The organism is Amycolatopsis sp. NPDC051373, assembly GCF_040689465.1.
Lineage (GTDB): Bacteria > Actinomycetota > Actinomycetes > Mycobacteriales > Pseudonocardiaceae > Amycolatopsis.
In genome coordinates, this window is sequence record NZ_JBFBAE010000021.1 from 53,010 (window position 1) to 74,892 (window position 21,883).

Genomic DNA, 21,883 nt, shown 5'->3' on the forward strand with positions numbered 1-21,883 from the left:
CGTGGCGAGGCTCGCGACTGCGCTTTCCACATTGGCCACAGACAGCCGGAGTTTTGGACAACTGAGCCCTCCGCGCCTCTCTCGCCGAGTTTGACGGGGTGGGTCGTTGCTGGACTTTTTCACCCGCCCAAGCGGTACTGGACGTACTGCCTTGCGGCCTCGTTGAGCTGCGGGAATGCGCCCTTGTACACCCAAGCCCCCATGATCAACACGGCGAAGGCGGTGACCGCGCGGTCTGGCGCGTCCCGGTACGCGGAGATCTGGTTCGCCCACTCCTCGGCTTGCGCCGGGGTGTGGCCCGCCGCGACGAGCCTCAAGACCAATGCTGCGGCATCGAGCCATGCGGCGCCGATGGTCGACCACGCCCAGTCGACGACCCTGGCTCGTTCTGACACGAGGATGTTGAGGGGGTGAAGGTCGCCGTGTACGAGGCTGTCCCCGCGCACAGATTGGATCGCGTGGCGCTCACACTCGATGAGCTGCTCGATGTGCTTTTGGTCCCACGGGTCAAGCTCGTCCGGCGTCGACTTGGACAGGCGGCGCCAGGGGCTCATCCATTCCCACTGCTCGGAAGCTGTCTGAAGGTCGAGCCGACATCGCGCCAGCGACGAAACCATCGTGGCTACGGATTCGACGACCAGCGGAAGATCGCGTGATCCCGGCCGGAGTTCTGCGTGCCGGCCGTTAACGTGCTCGAACCCCAGGACGGACCACCCGTCAGCCTCGACCTCCCATAGAAGACGCGGTGCAACAGTGCGGGGAAGGACAGGGTTCACTGCCGCCTCGACCTGTTGCATCCGCGCCCTCCGCGTGCCGGCCACGACACCCTTGACGAAGAACCTTCCACGTTCCGCCTGGAGAGTCGCCAGAAGATCGGAGTTCCGCCCGTCCGACGGCGACACGGCCGAAGAGACCGAGCCTGTCTCCTTCTCGACCGCGCGACGAACGGCGTCGGGAATTTCCTGCCAATCCTGACCGGCCATTACTATTCCTTCAGGCTAGTTCGACGTAGCTGCGGGCGGCGGATCGTCGGTGCAGCCGTTCTTGCACTGCGAGCACTTCGCGCATTTCCCCGATGAATTGAACCACAGGTCACGATCGACGGCGAACCCGGCCGACCGGATGGCGGACGTCGTGCGATCCATCATCTCGCGAAGAGGAATACCGCTTCCGTCGGCATCTTCGTCGTCATTGGGGACGTGGTGGATGAAGCTCCCCGCGATGCGGTCGCAGAACTCGGCGTACTCGTGTGTGTACAAAATGAACGTGTGCCAGCCGACGTCGACAGTGTCGCTCGGGGCCAGCGACGCAGAGGTTCGAGCACATGCGCCAAGGAACGCCAGGGCCTGATCCATGATGCGCGCCGCGTACTCGTGTGACACCACGTTCTCTTTGGCTATCCGATTGGAAAGTCGACCGAATAGTTTTTTTGGAAACAAGACCCTGACCAGTGATATTTTCAACGGCTATTGTCATTGCCATCTCCTCTTTTTGGAATTCTCCGAAATCGCGCAGCCAAGAGCGCGAGAGGCCCGGTCGACGAGCTGATGGAGGGAGTGCGGGAAGCTCGCACTCTCGATCATGACGGGGGCGGAGTTCTCCCCCTGCTCCCACCGAGTTCGCCCACGTCGCCACTCCGCTACGGCCCGCACTGCGACGCCGATCACGAACGCGGTACCGAACAAGGTCACTACCGCGATCGCGAGCAGCACGCCTAGTAGTCCGAAGTCCACGTTCATCGCTGTCGCCCCCGTGTCGTTGAAGGGGCCGCCCCGGCGGGGGAATGTGCACCCGTTTTGCCGCCGCCCGGAACAACCCTCTCGGGTAGCGTGGTGCTCACAGCGCGTCAGAGGAATGGAATCGCTGTCTACAGGCGTCTACAGAGTGGTGAGGCACATGAGCGACCTGGGCGGGCGCCTCAAAGCCGCACGCGAGGACGCCGCTGTCAGCCTGTCCGCGCTCGCGAAAAAGACGCACTGGAGCAAGGCACAGCTGGGGCATTTGGAGACCGGCAAGCGTCATGTCAAGCGCGAACACGTGCTGGCGTATGCCCGCGCGCTCAACGTCCCGGTCGACACCCTCTACGGACGCCGACTGGATCCGCTTCGCGTCGCTCACGAGTGGCTGGTGGCCGACACTCCGATGGCGGCACACAGCACGGCTGGCCGCAGAATCGGCGAGAGCCTGGTCGCCGAGATCGAGCAGCGCGTGATCGTTCTTCGCCATCTGGATGACACAGTCGGCGGCGGAGACCTCGCGCCCGTTGTTCATCGTGAGTTGTCCGAGCTGAGGAACGTCGCGCACTGCGCGACCTACTCCGAGGAGATGGGGAGGCGGCTCCTCATCGCCGTTGGCGAGCTGTCGCAGCTCGTGGGTTGGGTGGAGAGCGACGCTGGGCACTATGAGGCCGCGCAGCACGTGTACCTGGATGGCGTCTCCGCCGCGCACGACGCAGGTGACGATGTGCTCGCCGGGCAGCTGCTGTCGTCGCTCTCGTACCAGATCGCGAACGTGGGAGATCCGTCGGACGGCGCGCTGCTGGCCAAGACAGCAGTCAAGGGCGCGGCTGGAGCAACACCCGTTGCGCGCACGCTCCTCCTCGAGCGAGTCGCGTGGGCCACTGCGCGGTCACGAGACGTCGAGAGTGCCCGGCGCGTGCTCGACTTGGTCGATGACGCCTTTGAGGAGCGCTCCGACGGGATTCCCGAGCCCGAATGGGTCTACTGGATGAGCAGGGACGAGATCGACGTCATGGCCGGCCGGTGCTGGATCGAGATGGGCCAGCCTGCAAAGGCGGCCCCGCTTTTGCGGCACGCGATCGAGGGTTACGACACCGACCACGCCCGCGAGATCGCGCTGTACCAGACGTGGCTGGCCGAGTCTTATGCGAAGGAAGGCCAGTTGGACGAGGCGCGGGAAGTGATCCAGCGGGCACGCGAAGCCTCTGACCGGATGAACTCAGCCCGGCTCGGGCAACGGGTCGACGAGATCGAACGACTCGTCAGCTAGGGCAGGCGTTCGTCAAGGGCGGCGGGTTCGACTCAGCCACGGATGAAGCGACGCCAGCGGGGGCATGTGGGCTATGCCTGGGTGTCCCGTTCTTCTTGGTGCACTCCGGTCGGCGCAAACGGATGGCCGAAACGGCACGCCAGCCATGCCTGAGCACACACTTGGCCGACAGGTCGAGCACTGCCCGCCGAGAACACGCGTGCCCCACCAGCTCGAGCGCTACCCGCCGAACCAACGGATTGCCGGTGATCAAGAGGCGTCGGCGTCCCGGCTGTCGAATCACTGAGCAGAGCAACACACGTCGCCCGCCGGCGGGGCGCGAGTGGCGACCCGCCGGCGCTCGTGGGTCAGCGGCGGCGCAGGGCCCGGACGATCATGAAGACCACGAACAGCACAGCGGCGCCCGCGGCGACCGGGATGAGGCGTTTGGCCACGGACTTGCCTGCGTAGTCCAGGAGGTCGATGGCCTCGGTTTCGCCGGTCGAGCTGCCGGAAGGGACGCTGCGGAGCTGGGGTTTCGGCGACGTGGCCTCGGCGGTGTCGGCGGCGGATTGTTCGGCGAGGTCGCTCGTCGCGGCGGCCTCGGCGGCCGGGGCAGCGGCCGGAGCGGTCGTGACCGAACCCGAGCCCGAGCCGGCAGCCGCGGAAGAGCCGGCGGCCGCAGCACCGGAAGTGCCCAGCGAGTCGGCCAGGTTGCCGGCGAAGGTGTCCAGCAGTTTGCCGCCCACCTCCGAGATCAGGCCGCGCCCGAATTGCGCCGGGCGGCCCGTGATCGCGATGTCGCTGGCCACCGCGCCGTGGGTGCCGCCGTCGACGGAGCTGAGGGTCACCGTCACGGTCGCCGCGGCGGTGCCGCCGCCGCGGGAATCCTTGCCGGAGGCCTTGATGACGACCTTCTTGGCCGCTTCGTCCTTTTCGAGAAACTCGCCGGAGCCCTTGTACAGCAGGGAGATCGGGCCCAGCTTGACCTTCACCGTGCCCGTGAAGGAGTCGCCCTCCACCTTCGTGAGCGACGCCCCCGGCATGCACGGGGCGACGCGCTCGGGGTCGATGACGGCCTGCCAGACCTCCTCAAGAGGCGCGGGGACGGTGAATTCGTGGTCGAGCCGCACGGGCCGACCTCCTCTCCTTCGTCAAAGCCGGTCTCGGCCGAAGCCGATGAGGCCCACCTTACGACCGTCGGCGGTCGAAAGGTGGGCCTCGTGGACATCAGGCTCCGACAGCAGCCGTCAGGGCACGGCCCGTGAGCACCCGCGCGAGGTGCTGCCGGTACTCGACGTCGGAGTTGCCGTCCGCTGCCGGGTTCGTGCCGTCGGCGGCGTGCGCGGCGGCCGCGCGGATCACGTCGGCGTTCGCCGAAGCGCCCACCAACGCTTGCTCCACGGCGACGGCCCGCACGGGCGTCGAGCCCATGTTCGTGAGCGCCACGCGGGCTTCCTCGATCACGCCGCCCTCGGTGCGGACGGTGGCCGCGACCGCGACCATCGACCACGCCTGCGCGACGCGGTTGAACTTCTCGTAGTGCGCGCGCCAGCCGGTGTGTTTGGGCAGGCGAACCTCCACGAGCAGCTCGTCGGGTGCCAGCGCGGTGGTGAAGAAGTCCTGGAAGAACTCCTCCGCGCCCACCGTGCGCCGGCCGCTCGGCCCGGCGATCACCAGCGAGCCGTCGAGCGCCACCGCCACAGCGGGCAGGTCGCCCGCCGGATCGGCGTGTGCGAGTGAGCCGCCGAACGTGCCGCGGTGGCGCACCTGCGGATCGGCCACCGTGTCGGTCGCCTCCTTGGCCAGCGCCGCGTGCTCGGCGACCAGCGCATCGCGCTGCACGTCGTAATGCGTGGTCATCGCGCCGATCACGATGGCGTCGCCGTCCTCGCGCACGCCGCGCATCTCGGCGATATTGCGCAGATCCACCAGCGTGGTCGGGGCGGCGAGGCGCATCCGCAGCACCGGCAGCAGGCTCTGCCCGCCCGCCAGCACCTTCGCGTCCTCGCCCGCCGCCGCGAGCGCCTGCACGGCTTCGTCCACACTGGACGGAGCCACGTACTCGAACGGGGCCGAGATCACTGGGCACCTCCGGAGGCGTCGATCGAACCGAGGCCGCCGCCGGCCTCCGAGCCGGGTCCCCCGGCTGCCGTGGTTCCGTGCTGGATGGCGTGCCACACGCGCATCGGCGTCAGCGGCATTTCGATGTCGTTCACGCCGAAGTGGCGCACGGCGTCGACCACCGCGTTGACCACCGCCGGCGTCGAGGCGATCGTGCCCGCCTCGCCGACGCCCTTGGCGCCCAGCGGGTTCGTGGTCGACGGCGTCTCGGTGCGCGCCGTCGTGAACGAGGGCAGGTCGGCCGCCGAGGGCAGCAGGTAGTCGGCGAACGTACCCGTGGTGAGCGTGCCGCTCTCGTCGTGCACAGCCTCCTCGAACAGCGCCTGCGCGATGCCCTGCGCGAGCCCGCCGTGCACCTGGCCGTCGACGATCAGCGGGTTCACGACCACGCCGACGTCATCCACGCACACATACGAACGCAGCTTGATCCGGCCCGTCTCCGTGTCCACCTCGGCGGCGCACAGGTGCGTGCCGTGCGGGAAGGAGAAGTTCTCCGGGTCGAACGTCGCGTCGGAGTCGAGCGAGGGCTCGATGCCGTCGGGCAGGTCGTGGGCCGCGAACACAGCCAAGGCGACGTCCTGGATCGTCGTCGACGAGTCCGTGCCCTTGACCGTGAACTTGCCGTTCGCGAAATCCAGGTCGTCCTCGGCGCATTCGAGCATGTGTGCGGCGATCGGCTTCGCCTTCGCCACGACCTTCTCGGCCGCCTTCACGACGGCGACGCCACCGACGGTGAGAGAACGCGAGCCGTAGGTGTCCATGCCCTTGTGGGACGACTGCGTATCGCCGTGCAGCACCTCGACGTCCTCGAAGGGCACGCCCAGCTGGTCGGCCACGATCTGGCTCCACGCCGTCTCGTGCCCCTGACCGTGGGCCGAGGCTCCGGTGGTCACCTCGATCTTTCCCGTGGGCAGCACCCGCAGCTGCGCGTACTCCCAGCCACCGGCCCCGTAGTCCAGCGAGCCGAGCACCCGCGACGGCGCCAGGCCGCACATCTCCGTGAACGTGGAGATGCCGATGCCGAGCTGCACCGGGTCACCCGAATCGCGGCGCTGCTGCTGCTCGCGCCGCAGCCCGTCGTAGTCGAACAGCTCCTTGGCCTTCGCGGTGGCGGCCTCGTAGTTGCCCGAGTCGTAGGTCAGGCCCGCCACGGTGGTGAACGGGAACTCCTCGTGCTTGATCCAGTTCTTCTCGCGCAGCTCCATCGGATCCATGCCGAGCTCGTCGGCGAGCTCGTCCATGATCCGCTCGACCGCGAACGTCGCCTCCGGCCGCCCGGCGCCGCGGTAGGCGTCGGTGAGCGTGGTCGTGGTGAACACGTTGGTGCAAGCGAAGTGGTAGGCGGGGAACTTGTAGATCGCGTTGAACATGAACGCGCCGAGGATCGGCACGCCCGGGCCGACGAGCCCGTTGTAGGCACCCAGGTTCGCGATCAGCTCGACCTTCAGGCCGGTGACCGTGCCGTCGGCGTTCGCGGAGATCGTGATGTCCTGGATCTGGTCGCGGCCGTGGTGGGCGGTGAGGATCGACTCGGAACGCGATTCGTTCCACTTCACCGGTTTTCCGAGCTTGTTGGCCACCAGGACCGTCATCATCTCTTCGGGCAGCACGGCGATCTTGCCGCCGAAGCCGCCGCCGACGTCGGGCGCGATCACGCGCACCTTGTGCTCCGGCAGCCCCAGCGTCAGCGCCGTCATCACTCGCAGGATGTGCGGGATCTGCGTGGCCGACCACATCGTCATCTGCGCGCTCGTCGGGTCGACGACACACGCCCGCGGCTCCATGAACGCGGGAATGAGCCGCTGCTGGCGGAAGCGGCGCTTGACCACGATCTCCGACGACGCGATGGCGTCCTCGACGTTGCCGCCGGTGCCCGCCTCGGCCGAGTCGAAGATCCACAGCGCGTTCTTGTTGGTGCCCAGGTCCTCGTGCACGAGCGGCGCGCCCTCGGCGAGCGCGGCCTCCATGTCGAGCACCACGGGCAGCTCGTCGTACTCGACCTCGATGGCTTCGAGCGCGTCGTGGGCTTCACCGGCGCTGCGCGCCACGACCACGGCGATGCCTTCACCGGCGAAGTTGACCTGGCCGTCCGCCAGCACCGGGCGGCGCGGCGACTTCATGTCGGGGGTGATCGGCCACGCGCACGGCATGCCGATCGACCCGTCCGGGTCCAGGTCCCTCGCGGTGTAGACCGCGACGACGCCGGGTGCGTCCTTGGCCGCCGAAACGTCCAGCGACACGATCTTCGCGTGCGCCATGGGGCTGCGCAGCACGGCGAGGTGCAGCATGCCCGGCAGCACGATGTTGTCGGTCCAGCGCGTACGGCCGGTGATCAGCCGCTCGTCCTCTTTGCGGAGCCGGGCCTTTCCGACCTCGGGCTCGATGGTCGCGGTCATCACTCACCACCCACGCCGACGTGCTTGATCTGTTCGGCCTCGGGTCCGGCGCCCGGGCTCATGTGCTGCGCGGCGTCGCGGACGGCGCGCACGATGTTCTGGTAACCGGTGCAGCGGCAGAGGTTCCCCTCGAGACCTTCGCGCACGGCCTTCTCGTCGGGATCGGGATTGTCGGCCAGCAGGTCGATCGACGCCATGATCATGCCGGGCGTGCAGAAGCCGCACTGCAGGGCGTGGTTGTCGCGGAACGCCTGCTGAACGGGGTGGAGCCGCCCGTCGCGGGCGAGCCCTTCGACGGTGGTGACCTCGCTGCCGTCGGCCTGGACGGCGAGCACGGAGCAGGACTTCACGCTGTGACCGTCGAGGTGGACGGTGCACGCGCCGCAGTTGCTCGTGTCGCAGCCGACGACCGTGCCCACCTTCCCGACGCGTTCCCGCAGGTAATGGACAAGAAGTGTGCGGGGCTCCACCTCATCGGTGTACTTCGTGCCGTCGACGGTGACGGTGATGCGCATCAAAGGCCTCCAAGAGCAAATGCCCGCCTGACCCGGGTGGGGCCGGCGGGCCGGTTCGGGAACGGCCAAGGTCGATCGTGATCGGCCTCACAGGCGAGCCTGCTACTCCTCTCGCGCGCGGACAAGTCCTGATGTCGTACATCCGGGCCGTGCTCCCGCGTTTGCACGTCCATATGCAGGACCATTCCGCAGATGCGGACCTCCGTTAGAGTGATTTTTCCGCCCGGCGGCAAAACTCACCCGAGTCTCAGGTGGACGGTTGCGACATGGTCGACTTCCGCCTGGGCGTGGGGATTTCCAGTCATTCGCCCACTGTGCGTCGAGTCGCTTGAGAAGTGAGCACTGCTGCACCGCGAACTCGGTTCCATGGTAGATTTATTACCGCAGATGCGGGTTGTCTGACTTATGGTCTCCGCAGATGCGGGCTCATGAGAAAGTCCCGCACACCAGGGCGTGCGGGACTTTCTGAAAAACGCTCAGTTGTGGATCCGGCCGGACAAGGCGGCCAATCGTCGTCCGGTTCCGCTCCAGCGCAGCGAAATGATCTCCGCCGCGATCGACACCGCGGTCTCCTCGGGCGTGCGTGCGCCCAGGTCCAGGCCGATCGGCGACGAGAGCCGCTCCAGCTCCGGCTCGGTGATGCCGGCTTCGCGCAGCCGGGCGAACCGGTCGTCGTGGGTCTTGCGCGAGCCCATGGCGCCGACGTAGCCGACGTCGAGCCGCAGCGCGATCTCCAGCAGCGGCACGTCGAACTTCGGGTCGTGCGTGAGCACCGCGATCGCGGTGCGACTGTCGATGCGGCCGGCCTCGGCCTCGGCGGCGAGGTAGCGGTGGGGCCAGTCGACCACGACCTCGTGCGCGTCAGGGAAGCGGCTGCTGGTGGCGAACACGGGCCGCGCATCGCACACCGTGACCTGGTAGCCGAGGTAGGCGCCCATACGCGCCATGGCGGCGGCGAAGTCGATGGCGCCGAACACGAGCAGCCGCGGCGGCGGTTCGAACGAGTTCACGAACACGGCCATGCCCTCACCGCGACGCTGGCCGTCCGGCCCGTAGCGCAGGGTGCCGGTGCGGCCGCTGGCCAGCAGGCCGCGCGCGTCGTCGGCCACCGCGTCGTCCATGCGCGAGGAGCCGAGCGAGCCCTCGGCGCGGTCGGGCCACACGATCATGCGCTCGCCGACCAGGCCGGGCGTCTCGTGCTCGACGATCGTGACGATGGCGACGGGTTCACCGCTGCGCACCGAGGCCACGACCTGGTCCAGCTCCGGCATCGACTCGCGGTCGAGGTGCTCCACGTAGATGTCGATGATCCCGCCGCAGGTCAGGCCCACGGCGAAGGCGTCGTCGTCGGTCACGCCGTAGCGCTGCAGCACGGGCTTGCGGTCGGTGACCACGTCCTGGGCCAGCTCGTACACGGCACCCTCGACGCACCCGCCGGACACGCTGCCGGCCACGGTGCCGTCCGGCGCCACCACCATCGACGCGCCCGGTGACCGCGGCGCCGACGAGAACGTGGCCACCACCGTGCCCAGGCCCACCGTCTCGCCCGCCAGCCAGCGGCGGTACACGTCGTCCAGTACGTCACGCATCGGCAATCTCCCCGAGCAATCGTTCCAACGTCGCCAGGCTGTGCCCGGCCAGCAACCGGTCGATGTGGGGCAGGGCGGCCACGATTCCGGACTGGACCGGAGCGTACCCTTCCCGCCCCGCGTGCGGATTAACCCAGAATACGGCGTGCGCGAGCCGGCGCAGTCTGCCGAGCTGCTCGGACAGCAGCATCACGTCGCCGCGTTCCCAGCCGTCGGAGAACACGGTGACCACGGAGCGTCGTGCGATGCCGCGCTGTCCCCAGCGGTCGAGGAACACCCGAAGCGTCTCGCCGAGGCGCGTGCCACCGGCGAAATCGGGCACCGCGTTGCCGGCGGCGAGCATGGCCTGCTCCGCGTCGCGCTGCCGCAGCTGGCGCGACACCCGGGTCATGCGCGTGCCGAGTGTGAAGACCTCGACGCTGGCCGGTGCGGACCTGGTGAGCACGTGGGCGAAGCGAAGCAACGCGTCGGCGTAGGGGCTCATCGAACCGGAGACGTCGATGAGCAGCACCGTTTTCCGCGGGCGAGTGCCGCGGCGGCTGTGGATGAGGCGGATGGGTTCGCCGCCGTCGGCGAGCATGGCGCGCAGCGTGCGGGCGGGGTCCAGCCGGCCGCGGTGGGCGGGGCGGCGGCGCGCCGCCCGGCGTTGCGGCGGAACCGGTTTGAGGGTGGCCAGAAGCTCGCGCAGGTGCTCGCGCTCGGCCTTGGTGAGCTCGGCGAGGTCGCGGTGGCGCAGCACTTCGTGTTCACTGGCGGCGACTTTGAGGCTGTCGGGCTCTTCTTCGCTTTCGCCGCTGCCGCCGGTGTCGGAGGTGAGCGGCGCGATGCGGGCGCGCTTCTGCGCGGGGGCGGCCTGGGTGCCGCGGCGAGTCTCGTCGCCGTCGAACCAGCGCGCGAAGGCTTCTTCGTAGCGCGGCAGGTCGTCGGGATCGGAGCACAGCGTGAGCCGGCCGGCCCAGTACAGCTGCGTGGGCTCCGCGATGTCCACCTCCGCGACGGCCGCCAAGTACGCCTGCACGCGGCGCGCATCGCACGCCACGCCCGCTTCGCGCAGGGCCGCCGCGAACCCGGCGAACCCGGCCAGCGGATCGGCGACCTCGGTGTCCATGCCCCCATTGTGCAACGGTTTCGCCCGCGGCGGGTTTTCGCCCGTCACGCGCGGGCGCGCACGCCGCCCCTCCCCCGGGACGACGCGCGCGCTCGGCGGCTCCGCGCAGCGACCACCCAAGGTAGCGGGAGGGCGGGCGCGCGGAGGCTTTTGGGGAAAGATCGAGAGCTTCGGGTGCTGGTGGTTCTGGGGCGCGGTTTCGCGCTTCGGTGCCGCGGTCGGCGCGGTTGGCGAGGGGCAGGGCCGGTTCGGTGCCGGGGTTCGGTACCGGGTCGACCGCCAGGTCAGAGCACGGGGAAGACCGCGGCTGCGCGATCGATCTCGGTCATCCGCACGGTCTTCCTCCTCTCGGCTGCTTCTGTCGCGGTGATGGGAAAAGCATGACTTGCGGGTAGTGGTCCGGTCAACGCAATTAACCCTGAGTCCACAGTAGACGGACCGGGCAAGTGCCACTCCACGTTCCCGGAACGGCGGCGCCACGGAAAGCCGCTGCTCGCCTCGCGGAGCACCGCCGCGCGGCGCCACCCGACATGGCAAGCACCCTCGGCACTGGTCAAGCGCTGCGCCGAGGCCGCCAACGTTCGGGCAGGGCAGAACAACAACGCCGCTCTCACAAAACAACGCCAACCGCTTCCGCACGGGCATCACCACGCGGCGCCACCCGACATGGCAAGCACCCTCGGCACTGGTCAAGCGCTGCACCGAAGCCGCCGGCACGGGCGGGGCAGGAGAATCGCGGACCTTGCGCCGTGCGGGGTCACCGGCGCCAGTGCGTACTGCCTGGTGGGCGGCGTCCGGATGGGGCCGTGCGCGGGGGTCACCGTCGCCGAGCACCGAGGCGAGCGGGCGTGCGGTGTCAGGAGAAGAGCGTGTCCAGTTTGGCGCGCACGCGGTCCATGTCCTCGCTGTACTTGAGGACCGCGCCGAGGGTGCGGGCGGCGGTGGCGGCGTCGAGCTCGTCGCGGTCGAGGGCGAGGAGGGCACGGGCCCAGTCGAGGGATTCGGCAACGCCCGGGGGTTTGAGCAGGTCCATGGCGCGGAGGCGGTGGACGGCGTCGGCGACCTGGCGGGCGAGGGTTTCGCCGATGCCGGGGATGCGGCGGCGCAGGATGGTGATCTCGCGGGCGAGGTCGGGGTGCTCGAGCCAGTGGTAGAGGCAGCGGCGCTTGAGGGCGTCGTGGACCTCGCGCGTGCGGTTGGAGGTGAGCACGACGAGCGGCGGCTGCTCGGCGCGGACCTCGCCGTACTCGGGGATCGTGACGGTGTACTCGTCGAGCAGCTGAAGCAGGAACGCTTCGAACTCGTCGTCGGCGCGGTCGATCTCGTCGACGAGCAGCACGCACGGCGCGGTGGTCAGGGCCTGCAGCAGCGGGCGCGCGAGCAGGAACCGCTCGGTGTAGAGCGAACGCTCGGCCGTCTCGGCGTCGAGGCGGCCCCCGTCGGCGGCTTCGAGGGCGCGCAGGTGCAGGAGCTGGCGGGGGAAGTCCCATTCGTACAGGGCCTGCGCGGCATCGATGCCCTCGTGGCACTGCAAGCGGATGAGCGGCAGGTCCAGCGCGGCCGAGAGCGCCAGCGCCAGCGACGTCTTGCCCGTCCCCGGTTCGCCTTCGCAGAACAACGGGCGGCGCATGCGCAGAGCGAGGAACCCGGCTGTCGCCAGTCCCTCGTCGGCGAGGTACCCGGTGGCGTCGAGCGCGGCGGTGAGCTCTTCGGGCGAGGCGAGGGACTCGGTCACACTCCTGATCGTAGGGCTCCCAGCCGCGGTTGCGCCGGTCATCCCGCCGTCTTCGGCGTTCGCCCCAGGTCAGCGGGCCGGTCGACGTCCTGGCCGCTGCCCAGATCCCCGCACTCGACGAGCACGACATCCCCCCGGCCCCGCAACCAGTCCCGCGCCCCGCGGTCCCCCTGCGCCGACTCGGCGACCTCGCCCCACCACCGCCGCCCGAAAAGCACAGGGTGTCCGGGTACGCCGTCGTAGGCGGCCCGGACAACCGCCGTCGGCGAAGCTTTCGCGACCACGCGCGCCAACGCCGCCGCCGGCACCCACGGCAGGTCCACCAGATGCACGAGCACCGCCACGGGCGTGTCGGCACCATCCGGGAACTGCTCGGCGAGCGCCGCCAGCGCCGCCTTCAGCGACGCACCCATGCCGCCTTCCCAGCCTTCGGCGTAGATCGCCTGGCTCGGGTCGGGCAGCAGCTTCGTCACGTCCTCCGCCGCCGCGCCCACCGCCACCCGCACCGGGCTGCAGCCAGCCCCGGTCAACGTCCGCAACGCCCGCCGCACCAACGGCTCCCCGTCCAGCTCGACCAGCGCCTTCGGCCCGCCGAACCGCCGCCCCGCCCCGGCGGCGAGCAGCAGCCCGGCCACGCGCGGCGCCGCACCGGTTCGTGGTCCGGCCGGTGCGGCTTCCGGGTCACCGCTCGCAACAGTTGCCCGATCGGCTGCCCGGCCTGCCAACGACTCGGTCGATCCACCAACCACCGCAACCGAGTCCGCAGTCCGCCGGCGAGCCACCGAGGTCGTCTTCTCGCCGCTTGAAGCATCTGCCCGATCGGTTGGCCGGCCTGCCACCGACTCGGGCAATCCCCCGACCACCGCAACCGAGTCCGCAGCCGGCCCGCGAGCCACTGAAGTCGCCTTCTCACCGCTCGCAACAGTTGCCCGATCGATTGGCCCGCCTGCCACCGACTCGGACGATCCACCAACCGCCGCAACCGAGTCCGCAGTCCGCCGGCGAGCCACCGCGGTCGCCTTCTCACCGCTCGCAACAGTTGCCCAATCGGCTGGCCAGCCTGCCACCGACTCGGACAATCCACCAACCTCCGCAACCAAGTCCGCAGCCGGTCGGCGAGCCACCGCGGTCGCCTTCTCACCGCTCGCAACAGTTGCCCGAACGGCTGCCCGGCCTGCCACCGACTCGGTGGATCCATCGACCGCCGCAACCAAGTCCGCAGCCGGCCGGCGAACCACTGAAGTCGCCTTCTCACCGCTCAAAGCGTCTGCCCGGTCGCCGAGCAGGCCTGCCACCGAATCGGGCGACCCACCAACCGCCGCAACCAAGTCCGCAGTTCGCCTGCGAACCACCGAAGTCGTCTTCTCGCCGCTCGCAACAGTTGCCCGATCGATTGGCCCGCCTGCCACCGACTCGGGCAATCCACCAACCACCGCAACCAAGTCCGCAGTCCGCCGGCGAACCACTGAAGTCGTTTGCGCGCCGCTCGCAGCCGCGCCGGCGCAGGATCGGCCCGCGGCGAACTTCGCCATCTCCGCATTCGTGGTGGCCGCTGCAGGCCGCGCGGTCATGAGTGCCGGCGCCGCGCCGGTTCGTGGTCCGGCCGGTGCGGCCTCCGGGGCGCCGCTCGCAGCGATCGAGGCTGCCGGGGCGCTTCGCGCAGAGTCGGCCTGCTTGGGGGTGGAGGCGCCCGGCCGGCCGAGAGGGGAGTCGGTCGGTGAGGCGTCGGGGGCGGTGGTGAGCGGGTCAGCCACGGGCGGCCTGCGCGGGGCTCGAGTCGGCGAGGTCGGCGGCGATGGCGTGGGCCGTGTCGAGCAGGGGTGGCACCAGGTCTTCGCGGACGGAGTGGGCAGGGGTGCGGCTGGCGTGCGTGGAGATGTTCACGGCGGCGATCGCGCGGCCCTGGCGGTTGCGGATCGGCGCGGCGACCGAGCGCAGCCCCTCCTCGAGCTCCTGGTCGACCATCGCCCAGCCCTGCTTGGCGACCTGCGCGAGCTCGACCTCGAGGGCGGCGCGGTCGGTGAGGGTGTGGGAGGTGAGGCGGTCGAGCTCGGTGATCATGAAGTACGCCTCGAGCTCCACCGGCGTCATGTCGGCGAGCAGCACGTGACCCATGGACGTGGCGTAGGCCGGGAACCGCGTGCCGACGTTGATGCTCACCGTCATGATGCGCGACACCGCCACGCGTGCGACGTAGACGATGTCCGGCGGCTCCAGCACCGACACGGAGCTGGATTCCCGCACCTGCGCGGAAAGCCGCTCCAGGTGTGGCTGCGCGACCTCCGAAAGCGACAGGCTCGACAGGTACGCGTATCCCAGATCGAGCACACGCGCGGTCAGTGAGAAGTACTTGCCGTCGGTGCGGACGTAACCGAGATCCACGAGCGTGAGCAGGAACCGGCGCGCCGCGGCGCGCGTGAGGCCCGTGATCCGCGCGACGTCGCTGAGCGTCGGGTGCGGTGCCTGGGCGCTGAAGGCCTTGATCACCGCCAGCCCGCGCTCCAGCGACTGCACGTGGTGCGCGCCGCGTTCGGCCGGTTCGTCGGAGTCCATGCGGCGAACCCTATCCGGCGTCGGGGACCTGCGCGGTGGGCTCGCCCAGTTCGGCCAGCGTGCGCTGCGCGATGCCCATCGCGGTGTTCGCCGCGGGCACGCCGGCGTACACGCCGGTGTGCATCAGGACCTCACGGATCTCCGCGGCGGTGAGGCCGTTGCGGACGGCCGCGCGCACGTGCATGGCCAGCTCGTCGTGGCAGTGCAACGCGGTGAGCGTGGCCAGCGTGATGCAGCTGCGCGTCTTGCGGTCCAGGCCCTCGCGCGTCCAGATCGAGCCCCACGCCGCCTCGGTGATGTACTCCTGGAACGGCTTGCTGAACTCCGTGGTCCGGGCCACCGACCCGTCCACGTGCTCGTCGCCCAGCACCTCGCGGCGCACCTTCATGCCCGCGTCGTAACGCTCGCCCGGAACGTCGACCATCACGCTGCCTCCGTGATCTGCTCGAGGATCAGCCGCGTGAACTCCGCCGGCTGCTCGTAGTTGCCCAGGTGCGCAGCCGAGGCGACGACCTCGAACCGCGCGCCCGGAATGCCTTCGGCGATGAGCTTCCCGTGGGTTTCCGGCGCGGTCGCGGGGTCGTCGGCGCCGGAGATCACCAGGGTCGGCGTGGTGATCTTCGGGAGGTCGGCCAGCTGGTCCATCCGCTCGATCACGCCGCAGCAGGCCGCGTAGCCCTCGTCCGGGCAGTCGGTCATCATCCCGCGCAGGAACGCCATCTCGTCCGGGTGCGACTGCGCGTACGCCGGCGTGACCCAGCGCCCCACGCCGGCCTCCGCGACGGCGCCGGTGCCCTCGGCCCGCACCAGCTTCGCGCGGTCCGCCCACATCTGCGCCGGGCCGAGCTTCGCCGACGTGCAGCACAACGTCAGGCTCCGCAGCCGCTCGGCCGCGTGCACACCCAGCCACATCCCGGTCATCCCGCCGAGCGAAAGCCCGACGAGGTGCGCCCGCTCCACACCGAGGTCGTCCAGCAGCGCCAGCACGTCACCGCCCAGATCGGCCAGGTCGTACGGACCGTCCGGCACGGGCGAAGCGCCGTGGCCGCGCGTGTCGTACCGCACGACCCGGTAACCGCGCTCGACGAGCGGCGCCACCTGCGGCTCCCACATGCGGTGGTCGCTGCCGATCGAGTTGGAGAACACCACCACCGGGCCGTCGCCACGACCCTCGACGACCCGGTGTACCGCCACGCCGCTCACGCCTGTACCTCCAAAGTGGACAGTGAATCGATCAGAGCGCGAAGAAGACCGTCTCACCCTCGCCCTGCAGCCGCACGTCGAAGCGGTAACCGTCTTCGGTCTTCTTCGCCACGAGCGTGTCCCGGCGCTCGGCCGGCACGCTCGCCAGCACCGCGTCGCCCGAGTTGTCCTGGTCTTCGAAGTAGATCCGCGTGACGACCCGGTTGAGCAGCCCGCGCGCGAACACCGACACGTCGATGTGCCGCGCCTGCTGGCCCTGCTCGCCGGGCAGGACACCCGGCAGCAGCGTGAGGACGCGGTACTCGCCGTTCTCGTCGGTGGGGCACCGGCCGAACGCGCGGAAGCCCGATTCGCTGCGGCCCCGCGGGTCGTCCGGGTGGTCGAACCCGCCCTGCGGGTCGGCCTGCCAGGTCTCGATCATGGCGTCGGGCACGATCTCGCCCGCGCCGTCGGTGACGGTGCCGCGGATCCAGAACGCGCCTTCGGTGCCTTCGGGCACCACGAACGGCCCGTCTTCCCACGGCAACCCGATCGACAGGTATGGGCCGACGGTCTGCGACGGCGTCGTGAGCAGCTCGCCCATCAGTCCTCGTCCTCCTCGTCCTCGAACACCGACTGCTCACTGCCGCGCACGACGATGTCGAAGTCGAACGCCAGCGCCCACTCCGGCACCGTGCGCTCCAGGTTGAAGCGCGAGACCATCCGCTGCCGCGCCTTCTCGTCGGGGATCGAGTTGAAGATCGGGTCCTGCGAGAACAGCGGGTCTTCCGGGAAGTACATCTGCGTGACCAGCCGCTGCGTGAATGCCGAGCCGAACACGGAGAAGTGGATGTGCGCGGGGCGCCAGGCGTTGTCGTGGTTCTTCCACGGGTACGCACCGGGCTTGATGGTGGTGAACTCGTAGCGGCCGTCGTCGTCGGTCAGCGCGCGGCCGAGCCCGGAGAAGTTCGGGTCGATCGGCGACGGCCAGCGGTCGCCGGTGTGGCGGTAGCGCCCACCTGCGTTGGCCTGCCAGATCTCGACCAGCGAGTTGCGGATCGGGCGGCCGTCGCCGTCGAGCAGCCGGCCGGTGACGATGATGCGCTGGCCCTGCGGCTCGCCGTCGTGCTGGCGGGTGAGGTCGTTGTCGAGTTCGCCGAGGCGGCCAGGGCCGAGCAGCGGCCCGGTGACCTCGGTGAGCATCTGCGGGAGCAGCACGAGCGGCTCCGACGGGTGGCGCAGCTTCGTGGAGCGGTATCCCGCGAAGTCCAGCGGAGCGTTCGTCCCCTCCGGCTCCCGCGGGTAGCGGGGCAGGCGGAGATCGGTGGGAGCGGCCACAGTTCCTCCGTATCCGGTCGGTGGTGTCGGATCAGTTGTCAGAACAGGGGTGTCACTGGCGTTCGAGGACGACGGCGAGCCCCTGGCCCACGCCGATGCAGATCGCGGCGACGCCGTAGCGCCCGCCCGTCTGCTGCAGCCGGTAGGCGAGCGTGCCGAGGATCCGGCCGCCCGACGCGCCGAGGGGATGCCCAATCGCGATGGCCCCGCCGTGGACGTTCATGAGCTCGGGGTCGAGCTCCTTCCACTCCTTGAGGCACGCCAGCGACTGCGCGGCGAACGCCTCGTTGAGTTCCACCGCCGCGACGTCGCCCCACCCGATGCCGGCGCGCTCCAGCGCGATCTCGGCCGCCCGGACCGGGCCGACGCCGAAGATGTTGGGCTCGACGCCCGCCGCACCCCGTCCGGCGATCCGGGCCAGCGGCGCCTTGCCGAGCCGCTTGCCGGCGGCCTCGTCGCCCAGCAGCAGCGCCGATGCGCCGTCGTTGATCGGCGACGAGTTGCCGGCCGTGACCGTGCCGCCGTCGCGCTTGAACGCGGGCTTCAGCTTCGCCAGCTTCTCCATGGTGGAATCGGGGCGGATGCCCTCGTCGCGCGTCAGCTCGACGCCCTCGACCGGCACCACGTGGTTGTCGTAGAAGCCCTCGTCCCACGCGCGGGCCGCGTTGACGTGGCTGCGCACCGCGAACTCGTCCTGCTCCTCGCGCGTGATGCCGTAGCGCTCGGCGAGGTACTCGGTGGAGTCGCCGTTGGAGATCACGTACTCCTTCGGCATGGCCGGGTTGACCATGCGCCAGCCCAGCGCCGAGTTGTACAGCGTCTGGTTGGCGGCCGGGAACGCCTTGTCCGGCTTCGCCATCACCAGCGGCGCGCGGCTCATGGACTCCACGCCACCGGCGGCGATCAGCGACGCGTCGCCCACCTGGATCGTGCGGCTGGCCTGCATCACGGCGTCGAGACCCGAGCCGCACAGGCGGTTGAGCGTGCCGCCCGGCACGGTCACCGGCCAGCCCGCGAGCAGCGTGGCCATGCGCGCCACGTTGCGGTTGTCCTCACCGGCGCCGTTGGCGTCGCCGAGCAGCACCTCGTCCACAGTGGACGGATCGAGGTCGTTGCGCTCGGCGAGCGACTTCAGCACGGTGGCGGCGAGGTCGTCGGGACGCACCTTCGCCAGCGCGCCGCCGTGGCGGCCGAAGGGGGTGCGGATCGCGTCGAACAGGAATACGTCGCTCATTCGCCGGCCTTCTTCAGGGATCGGAGCAGGGTCAGTTCTTCGTCCGTCGGCGCCGGGGTGGTCTTGAGGTCCGCCGCCACCTTCAGTTTCCACCCGGTGGCCGCGATCGCCTGCTCGACCTCGATGCCGGGGTGCAGTTCGGTGAGCGTGAGCTCGGCGGTCGCCGGGTCGGGCCGCATGAGGCCGAGGTCGGTGACCACCAGCGTCGGGCCCGCGCCGGGCAGGCCGAGCTTCTCGCGGTCGCCCTTGCCCGTGCCGTGGCCGAACGAGGTGATGAAGTCGACCTTGTCCACGAACGCGCGCGGGCTCTGCCGCAGCACGATGAACACCTCCTTGCAGGAGGCGGCGATCTCGGGCGCGCCACCCGCGCCGGGGAGGCGGACCTTCGGATCGTGGTAGTCGGACCCGATCACGGTGGTGTTGATGTTGCCGAACTTGTCGAGCTGCGCCGCGCCGAGGAAGCCGACGTCGATGCGCCCGGGCTGCAGCCAGTAGTTGAAGACCTCGGGCACGCTCACCACGGCGTCGGCCGTGTCGGCCAGCTCGCCGTCGCCGATCGACAGCGGCAGCCGGGTCGGCTTCGCGCCCAGGCAGCCGGATTCGTAGATCAGCGTGAGGTTCGGCGCGTGCGTGCGCCGCGCCAGGTTGGCGGCGGTGCTCGGCAGGCCGATGCCCACGAAGCAGGACATGCCCTCGCCGAGCGCGCGCGCCGCGGCGATGCTCATCATCTCGTCGGCGGTGTACTCGCTCATGCCTTCACCCCGGTCAGCTCGTTCAGCCACTTGGTGAACTCGTCGCGGTCGCGTCCGATCAGGTCCCACGCCTGGTAGGCGGAGTTGTCGCGCTCGTAGTAGCCCGCGGCGTACGACGGCTTCGCACCGCCCGGCACCTCGGCGACGGCGGCGACGGCCCACGTGGGCAGCACGAGCGCGCCCGGCTTCGGCTCCAGCTCGTCGACGACCTCTTCCACGGTGACCAGCGACCGCTTCGCCGCCAGCACCGCTTCCTTCTGCACGCCGGCGATGCCCCACAGCTGCACGTTGCCCGCGCGGTCGGCGCGCTGCGCGTGCACGATCGTGACGTCGGGGTTCAGCGCCGGGACTGCCGTGAGCTGCTCACCGGTGAACGGGCAGGTGATCGGCTTGATCGTGTCCGTCTGTGCCGGCAGGTCGGTGCCCGTGTAGCCGCGCAGCACCGCGAACGGCAGGCCGGACGCGCCGGCGACGTAGCGGTTGGCCATGCCCGCGTGGCTGTGCTCCTCGATCTCCAGCGGCACCGGCCAGCTGTGCTGCACGGCGTCGCGGAACCGGTGCAGCGAGCCGACACCCGGGTTGCCGCCCCACGAGAAGATCAGCTTGCTCGCGCAGCCCGCGCCGATCAGCTGGTCGTAGACGATGTCGGGGGTCATCCGCACCAGCGTGAGGTTCTTGCGCCCCTGCCGGATGATCTCGTGCCCGGCCTCGACCGGGATGAGGTGCGTGAACCCCTCGAGCGCGACGGTGTCCCCGTCGTGCACCAGCTCGGCGACTGCCTCGCCGAGCGACAGCACCCTAGCCATCGCGAGCCTTTCCGTCCTGGATCTCGACCGCTCATGCCAACACCGAAAAGTGTACACCTCGGTGTTCGCATCGCGCACACAAGTTCTTGATATGAACATAGCACGAACCAACGCCCCGACGCGAGGCCCCGAAACCCGCCCGAGAACACCCGGAAACGCAGAAAGGCTCCTCCCCCAACGATCTCAGGGGAGGAGCCTTTCCCAGGAAATTCAGCCGACCGTGATCAACCGCGACCCGTGGGCGGGCACCGCGGTCGCCGTCCACGAACCCGAGAACGAGCCCAGATCCGCCCGCGCCACCAGGTCGCGCACCGCGCGCGAACCCGACAGCCCCAGCGACGACCAGCTCACCACGATGTTCGCCGCCGAAGAACCCAGGTTGTAGACCGCCACCGCCTGCTTCCCGCCGGCCAGCTGCTTCTTCCACACCTGCAGCGTCCCGCCCGCGACCTGCGCCGGGTACGTGCCCGACTGGTCGACGGAGATCACCTCGGGGTTCGTGAGGATCCGCACAGCCGAATCGTCCAGGAAGTACACGTCACCACCCACGTACAGCGGCGAAGACGCCATCGACCAGAACGTCATCACGCTCTGCCGCTCGGCGTCGTTCAGCCCGTCCTGGATCCCGCTCCCGGTGTTGTTCGAGATCGGCATCGAATCCAGGTCCGGCCGGTAGCCGGCGTTGAACACGCCCTGCCACGCCGGCAGGTCGTCCCAGCGTTTCTTCACCGAGCTGTCCCACGAAGACACCGTCTCGCAGTAGCACTCCACGTCGGTGTCAACCCGCACACTGTTCGCGTACTGCGCCAGCTCCGGCCCGGCTTCGCGCGGCACCGGCCAAGCGCTGGCCGTCAGCCACATCGCGCGCCCGGAGTGGTCGATCGCCTTCGACCACGCGGCGATGTCGGGCACGTTGTCCGCCGTCGTGCCGTCCACCTTCAGGAAGTCCACGCCCCACGAAGCGAACTTCGCGACCACGGAGTCGTAGTACTTCTGCGCGCACGGGTTGCTGTAGTCGACCTTCCAGTTGCCACCCCACATGTTCGACGGAGTGAGCGGCAGCACCACGATGTCGCGCGTGTGACACGTCGTGCCGACGATGGGCGCGTTCTTGTCGTATACCTCCTTGCCGAGCCCGGTCGCCGCGTACAGGCCGATCTTCAGCCCCTTGCCGTGCACGTAGGACGCCAGCGGCGCGATGCCGTTCGGGAACCGCCCCGGATCGGGGTCGGCGATCCCGTTGGCGTCGCTGTGGAACACCCAGTCGAAGTTCGCGTTCCAGCCCGCGTCGAGGTTGATGTTCGTGTACCCGGCGGATTTGAGCTTCGCCGATACGGCGTCGGCCGCGTCGCGGATGTGCGAGTCGACCAGCCAGCTCGTGCCGTACGTCGGCCGGGTGGACGACTGGACGCTCCAGCTGCTCCAGCCCATGAACGGCTTCACGAACGTGGTCTTGGCCTGCGCCGAAGGCACGGCGAGGGTCCCGGTCAGGACGAGGACGGCGGCTACCGTCCACAGTCGACGGAGTGTGGACTTCATCGGTCACGCTCCCGGTGGGGTGGG

General features: G+C 69.7%; 20 protein-coding genes. 1 reads left to right on the plus strand and 19 read right to left on the minus strand.

Annotated features, from left to right (window positions below; genetic code table 11):
* Window positions 1–119: 119 nt before the first annotated feature.
* Both AB0383_RS33235 and AB0383_RS33240 read right to left on the minus strand, forming a co-directional pair.
* Entirely contained in the window at window positions 120–983 is an 864-nt protein-coding gene (locus tag AB0383_RS33235; protein ID WP_366189403.1) for a phosphotransferase, read from the minus strand.
* Window positions 984–998: 15 nt separating this feature from the next.
* Window positions 999–1,382, minus strand: a complete 384-nt coding sequence (locus AB0383_RS33240; RefSeq protein ID WP_366189404.1) for a hypothetical protein — start codon at window positions 1,380–1,382, stop codon at window positions 999–1,001.
* Between the two features lie 514 nt (window positions 1,383–1,896).
* Between AB0383_RS33240 and AB0383_RS33245 the strand changes: the two genes are divergently transcribed.
* The gene (locus tag AB0383_RS33245) at window positions 1,897–3,009 is read left to right on the plus strand and encodes a helix-turn-helix transcriptional regulator (RefSeq protein WP_366189405.1); all 1,113 of its coding nucleotides are present in this window, start codon (window positions 1,897–1,899) and stop codon (window positions 3,007–3,009) included.
* 347 nt (window positions 3,010–3,356) lie between these two features.
* Here AB0383_RS33245 and AB0383_RS33250 read toward each other — a convergent pair whose 3' ends face one another.
* The 17 genes from AB0383_RS33250 to AB0383_RS33330 all read right to left on the minus strand — a co-directional run bounded on the left by AB0383_RS33250 (window position 3,357) and on the right by AB0383_RS33330 (window position 21,859).
* Window positions 3,357–4,121 (minus strand): SRPBCC domain-containing protein, encoded by a 765-nt coding sequence (locus AB0383_RS33250; RefSeq protein WP_366189406.1) that lies wholly within the window; start codon window positions 4,119–4,121, stop codon window positions 3,357–3,359.
* 97 nt (window positions 4,122–4,218) lie between these two features.
* Window positions 4,219–5,073 (minus strand): xanthine dehydrogenase family protein subunit M, encoded by an 855-nt coding sequence (locus AB0383_RS33255; RefSeq protein WP_366189407.1) that lies wholly within the window; start codon window positions 5,071–5,073, stop codon window positions 4,219–4,221.
* Window positions 5,070–7,508, minus strand: a complete 2,439-nt coding sequence (locus AB0383_RS33260; protein WP_366189408.1) for a molybdopterin cofactor-binding domain-containing protein — start codon at window positions 7,506–7,508, stop codon at window positions 5,070–5,072. Before AB0383_RS33260 ends, AB0383_RS33255 begins: the two co-directional genes overlap by 4 nt.
* Entirely contained in the window at window positions 7,508–8,023 is a 516-nt protein-coding gene (locus AB0383_RS33265) for a (2Fe-2S)-binding protein (protein WP_364183053.1), read from the minus strand. Before AB0383_RS33265 ends, AB0383_RS33260 begins: the two co-directional genes overlap by 1 nt.
* Window positions 8,024–8,499: 476 nt before the next feature.
* Entirely contained in the window at window positions 8,500–9,612 is a 1,113-nt protein-coding gene (locus AB0383_RS33270; protein WP_366189409.1) for an XdhC/CoxI family protein, read from the minus strand.
* The gene (locus tag AB0383_RS33275; RefSeq protein ID WP_366189410.1) at window positions 9,605–10,720 is read right to left on the minus strand and encodes a VWA domain-containing protein; all 1,116 of its coding nucleotides are present in this window, start codon (window positions 10,718–10,720) and stop codon (window positions 9,605–9,607) included. The genes AB0383_RS33270 and AB0383_RS33275 overlap by 8 nt, the downstream gene beginning before the upstream one ends.
* A gap of 856 nt (window positions 10,721–11,576) precedes the next feature.
* Window positions 11,577–12,497, minus strand: a complete 921-nt coding sequence (locus AB0383_RS33280) for a MoxR family ATPase (protein ID WP_364183062.1) — start codon at window positions 12,495–12,497, stop codon at window positions 11,577–11,579.
* Entirely contained in the window at window positions 12,494–13,090 is a 597-nt protein-coding gene (locus tag AB0383_RS33285) for a nucleotidyltransferase family protein (RefSeq protein ID WP_364183065.1), read from the minus strand. The genes AB0383_RS33280 and AB0383_RS33285 overlap by 4 nt, the downstream gene beginning before the upstream one ends.
* A gap of 1,111 nt (window positions 13,091–14,201) precedes the next feature.
* A complete protein-coding gene (locus tag AB0383_RS33290) occupies window positions 14,202–15,008 on the minus strand; it encodes an IclR family transcriptional regulator C-terminal domain-containing protein (protein WP_364183068.1) in 807 nt (268 codons plus the stop codon).
* A 10-nt stretch (window positions 15,009–15,018) separates the two neighbouring features.
* Window positions 15,019–15,432 carry a 4-carboxymuconolactone decarboxylase gene (pcaC, locus tag AB0383_RS33295; protein WP_366189411.1) on the minus strand — a complete coding sequence of 138 codons (414 nt, stop codon included), beginning with the start codon at window positions 15,430–15,432 and terminating at the stop codon, window positions 15,019–15,021.
* The gene (gene pcaD / locus AB0383_RS33300) at window positions 15,432–16,211 is read right to left on the minus strand and encodes a 3-oxoadipate enol-lactonase (protein WP_366189412.1); all 780 of its coding nucleotides are present in this window, start codon (window positions 16,209–16,211) and stop codon (window positions 15,432–15,434) included. Before pcaD ends, pcaC begins: the two co-directional genes overlap by 1 nt.
* A gap of 31 nt (window positions 16,212–16,242) precedes the next feature.
* Window positions 16,243–16,794, minus strand: coding sequence for a protocatechuate 3,4-dioxygenase subunit alpha (gene pcaG, locus AB0383_RS33305; RefSeq protein ID WP_366189413.1), 552 nt, complete (start codon window positions 16,792–16,794; stop codon window positions 16,243–16,245).
* Entirely contained in the window at window positions 16,794–17,528 is a 735-nt protein-coding gene (gene pcaH, locus AB0383_RS33310) for a protocatechuate 3,4-dioxygenase subunit beta (RefSeq protein ID WP_366189414.1), read from the minus strand. Before pcaH ends, pcaG begins: the two co-directional genes overlap by 1 nt.
* Window positions 17,529–17,580: 52 nt before the next feature.
* The gene (locus AB0383_RS33315; protein ID WP_364183081.1) at window positions 17,581–18,762 is read right to left on the minus strand and encodes a thiolase family protein; all 1,182 of its coding nucleotides are present in this window, start codon (window positions 18,760–18,762) and stop codon (window positions 17,581–17,583) included.
* Complete coding sequence (locus AB0383_RS33320) at window positions 18,759–19,514, minus strand: CoA-transferase subunit beta (RefSeq protein WP_366189415.1); 756 nt, start codon at window positions 19,512–19,514, stop codon at window positions 18,759–18,761. Before AB0383_RS33320 ends, AB0383_RS33315 begins: the two co-directional genes overlap by 4 nt.
* Window positions 19,511–20,320, minus strand: coding sequence for a CoA transferase subunit A (locus AB0383_RS33325; protein WP_366189416.1), 810 nt, complete (start codon window positions 20,318–20,320; stop codon window positions 19,511–19,513). Before AB0383_RS33325 ends, AB0383_RS33320 begins: the two co-directional genes overlap by 4 nt.
* A 210-nt stretch (window positions 20,321–20,530) precedes the next feature.
* Complete coding sequence (locus tag AB0383_RS33330) at window positions 20,531–21,859, minus strand: glycoside hydrolase family 27 protein (protein ID WP_366189417.1); 1,329 nt, start codon at window positions 21,857–21,859, stop codon at window positions 20,531–20,533.
* Between the last annotated feature and the right edge of the window lie 24 nt (window positions 21,860–21,883).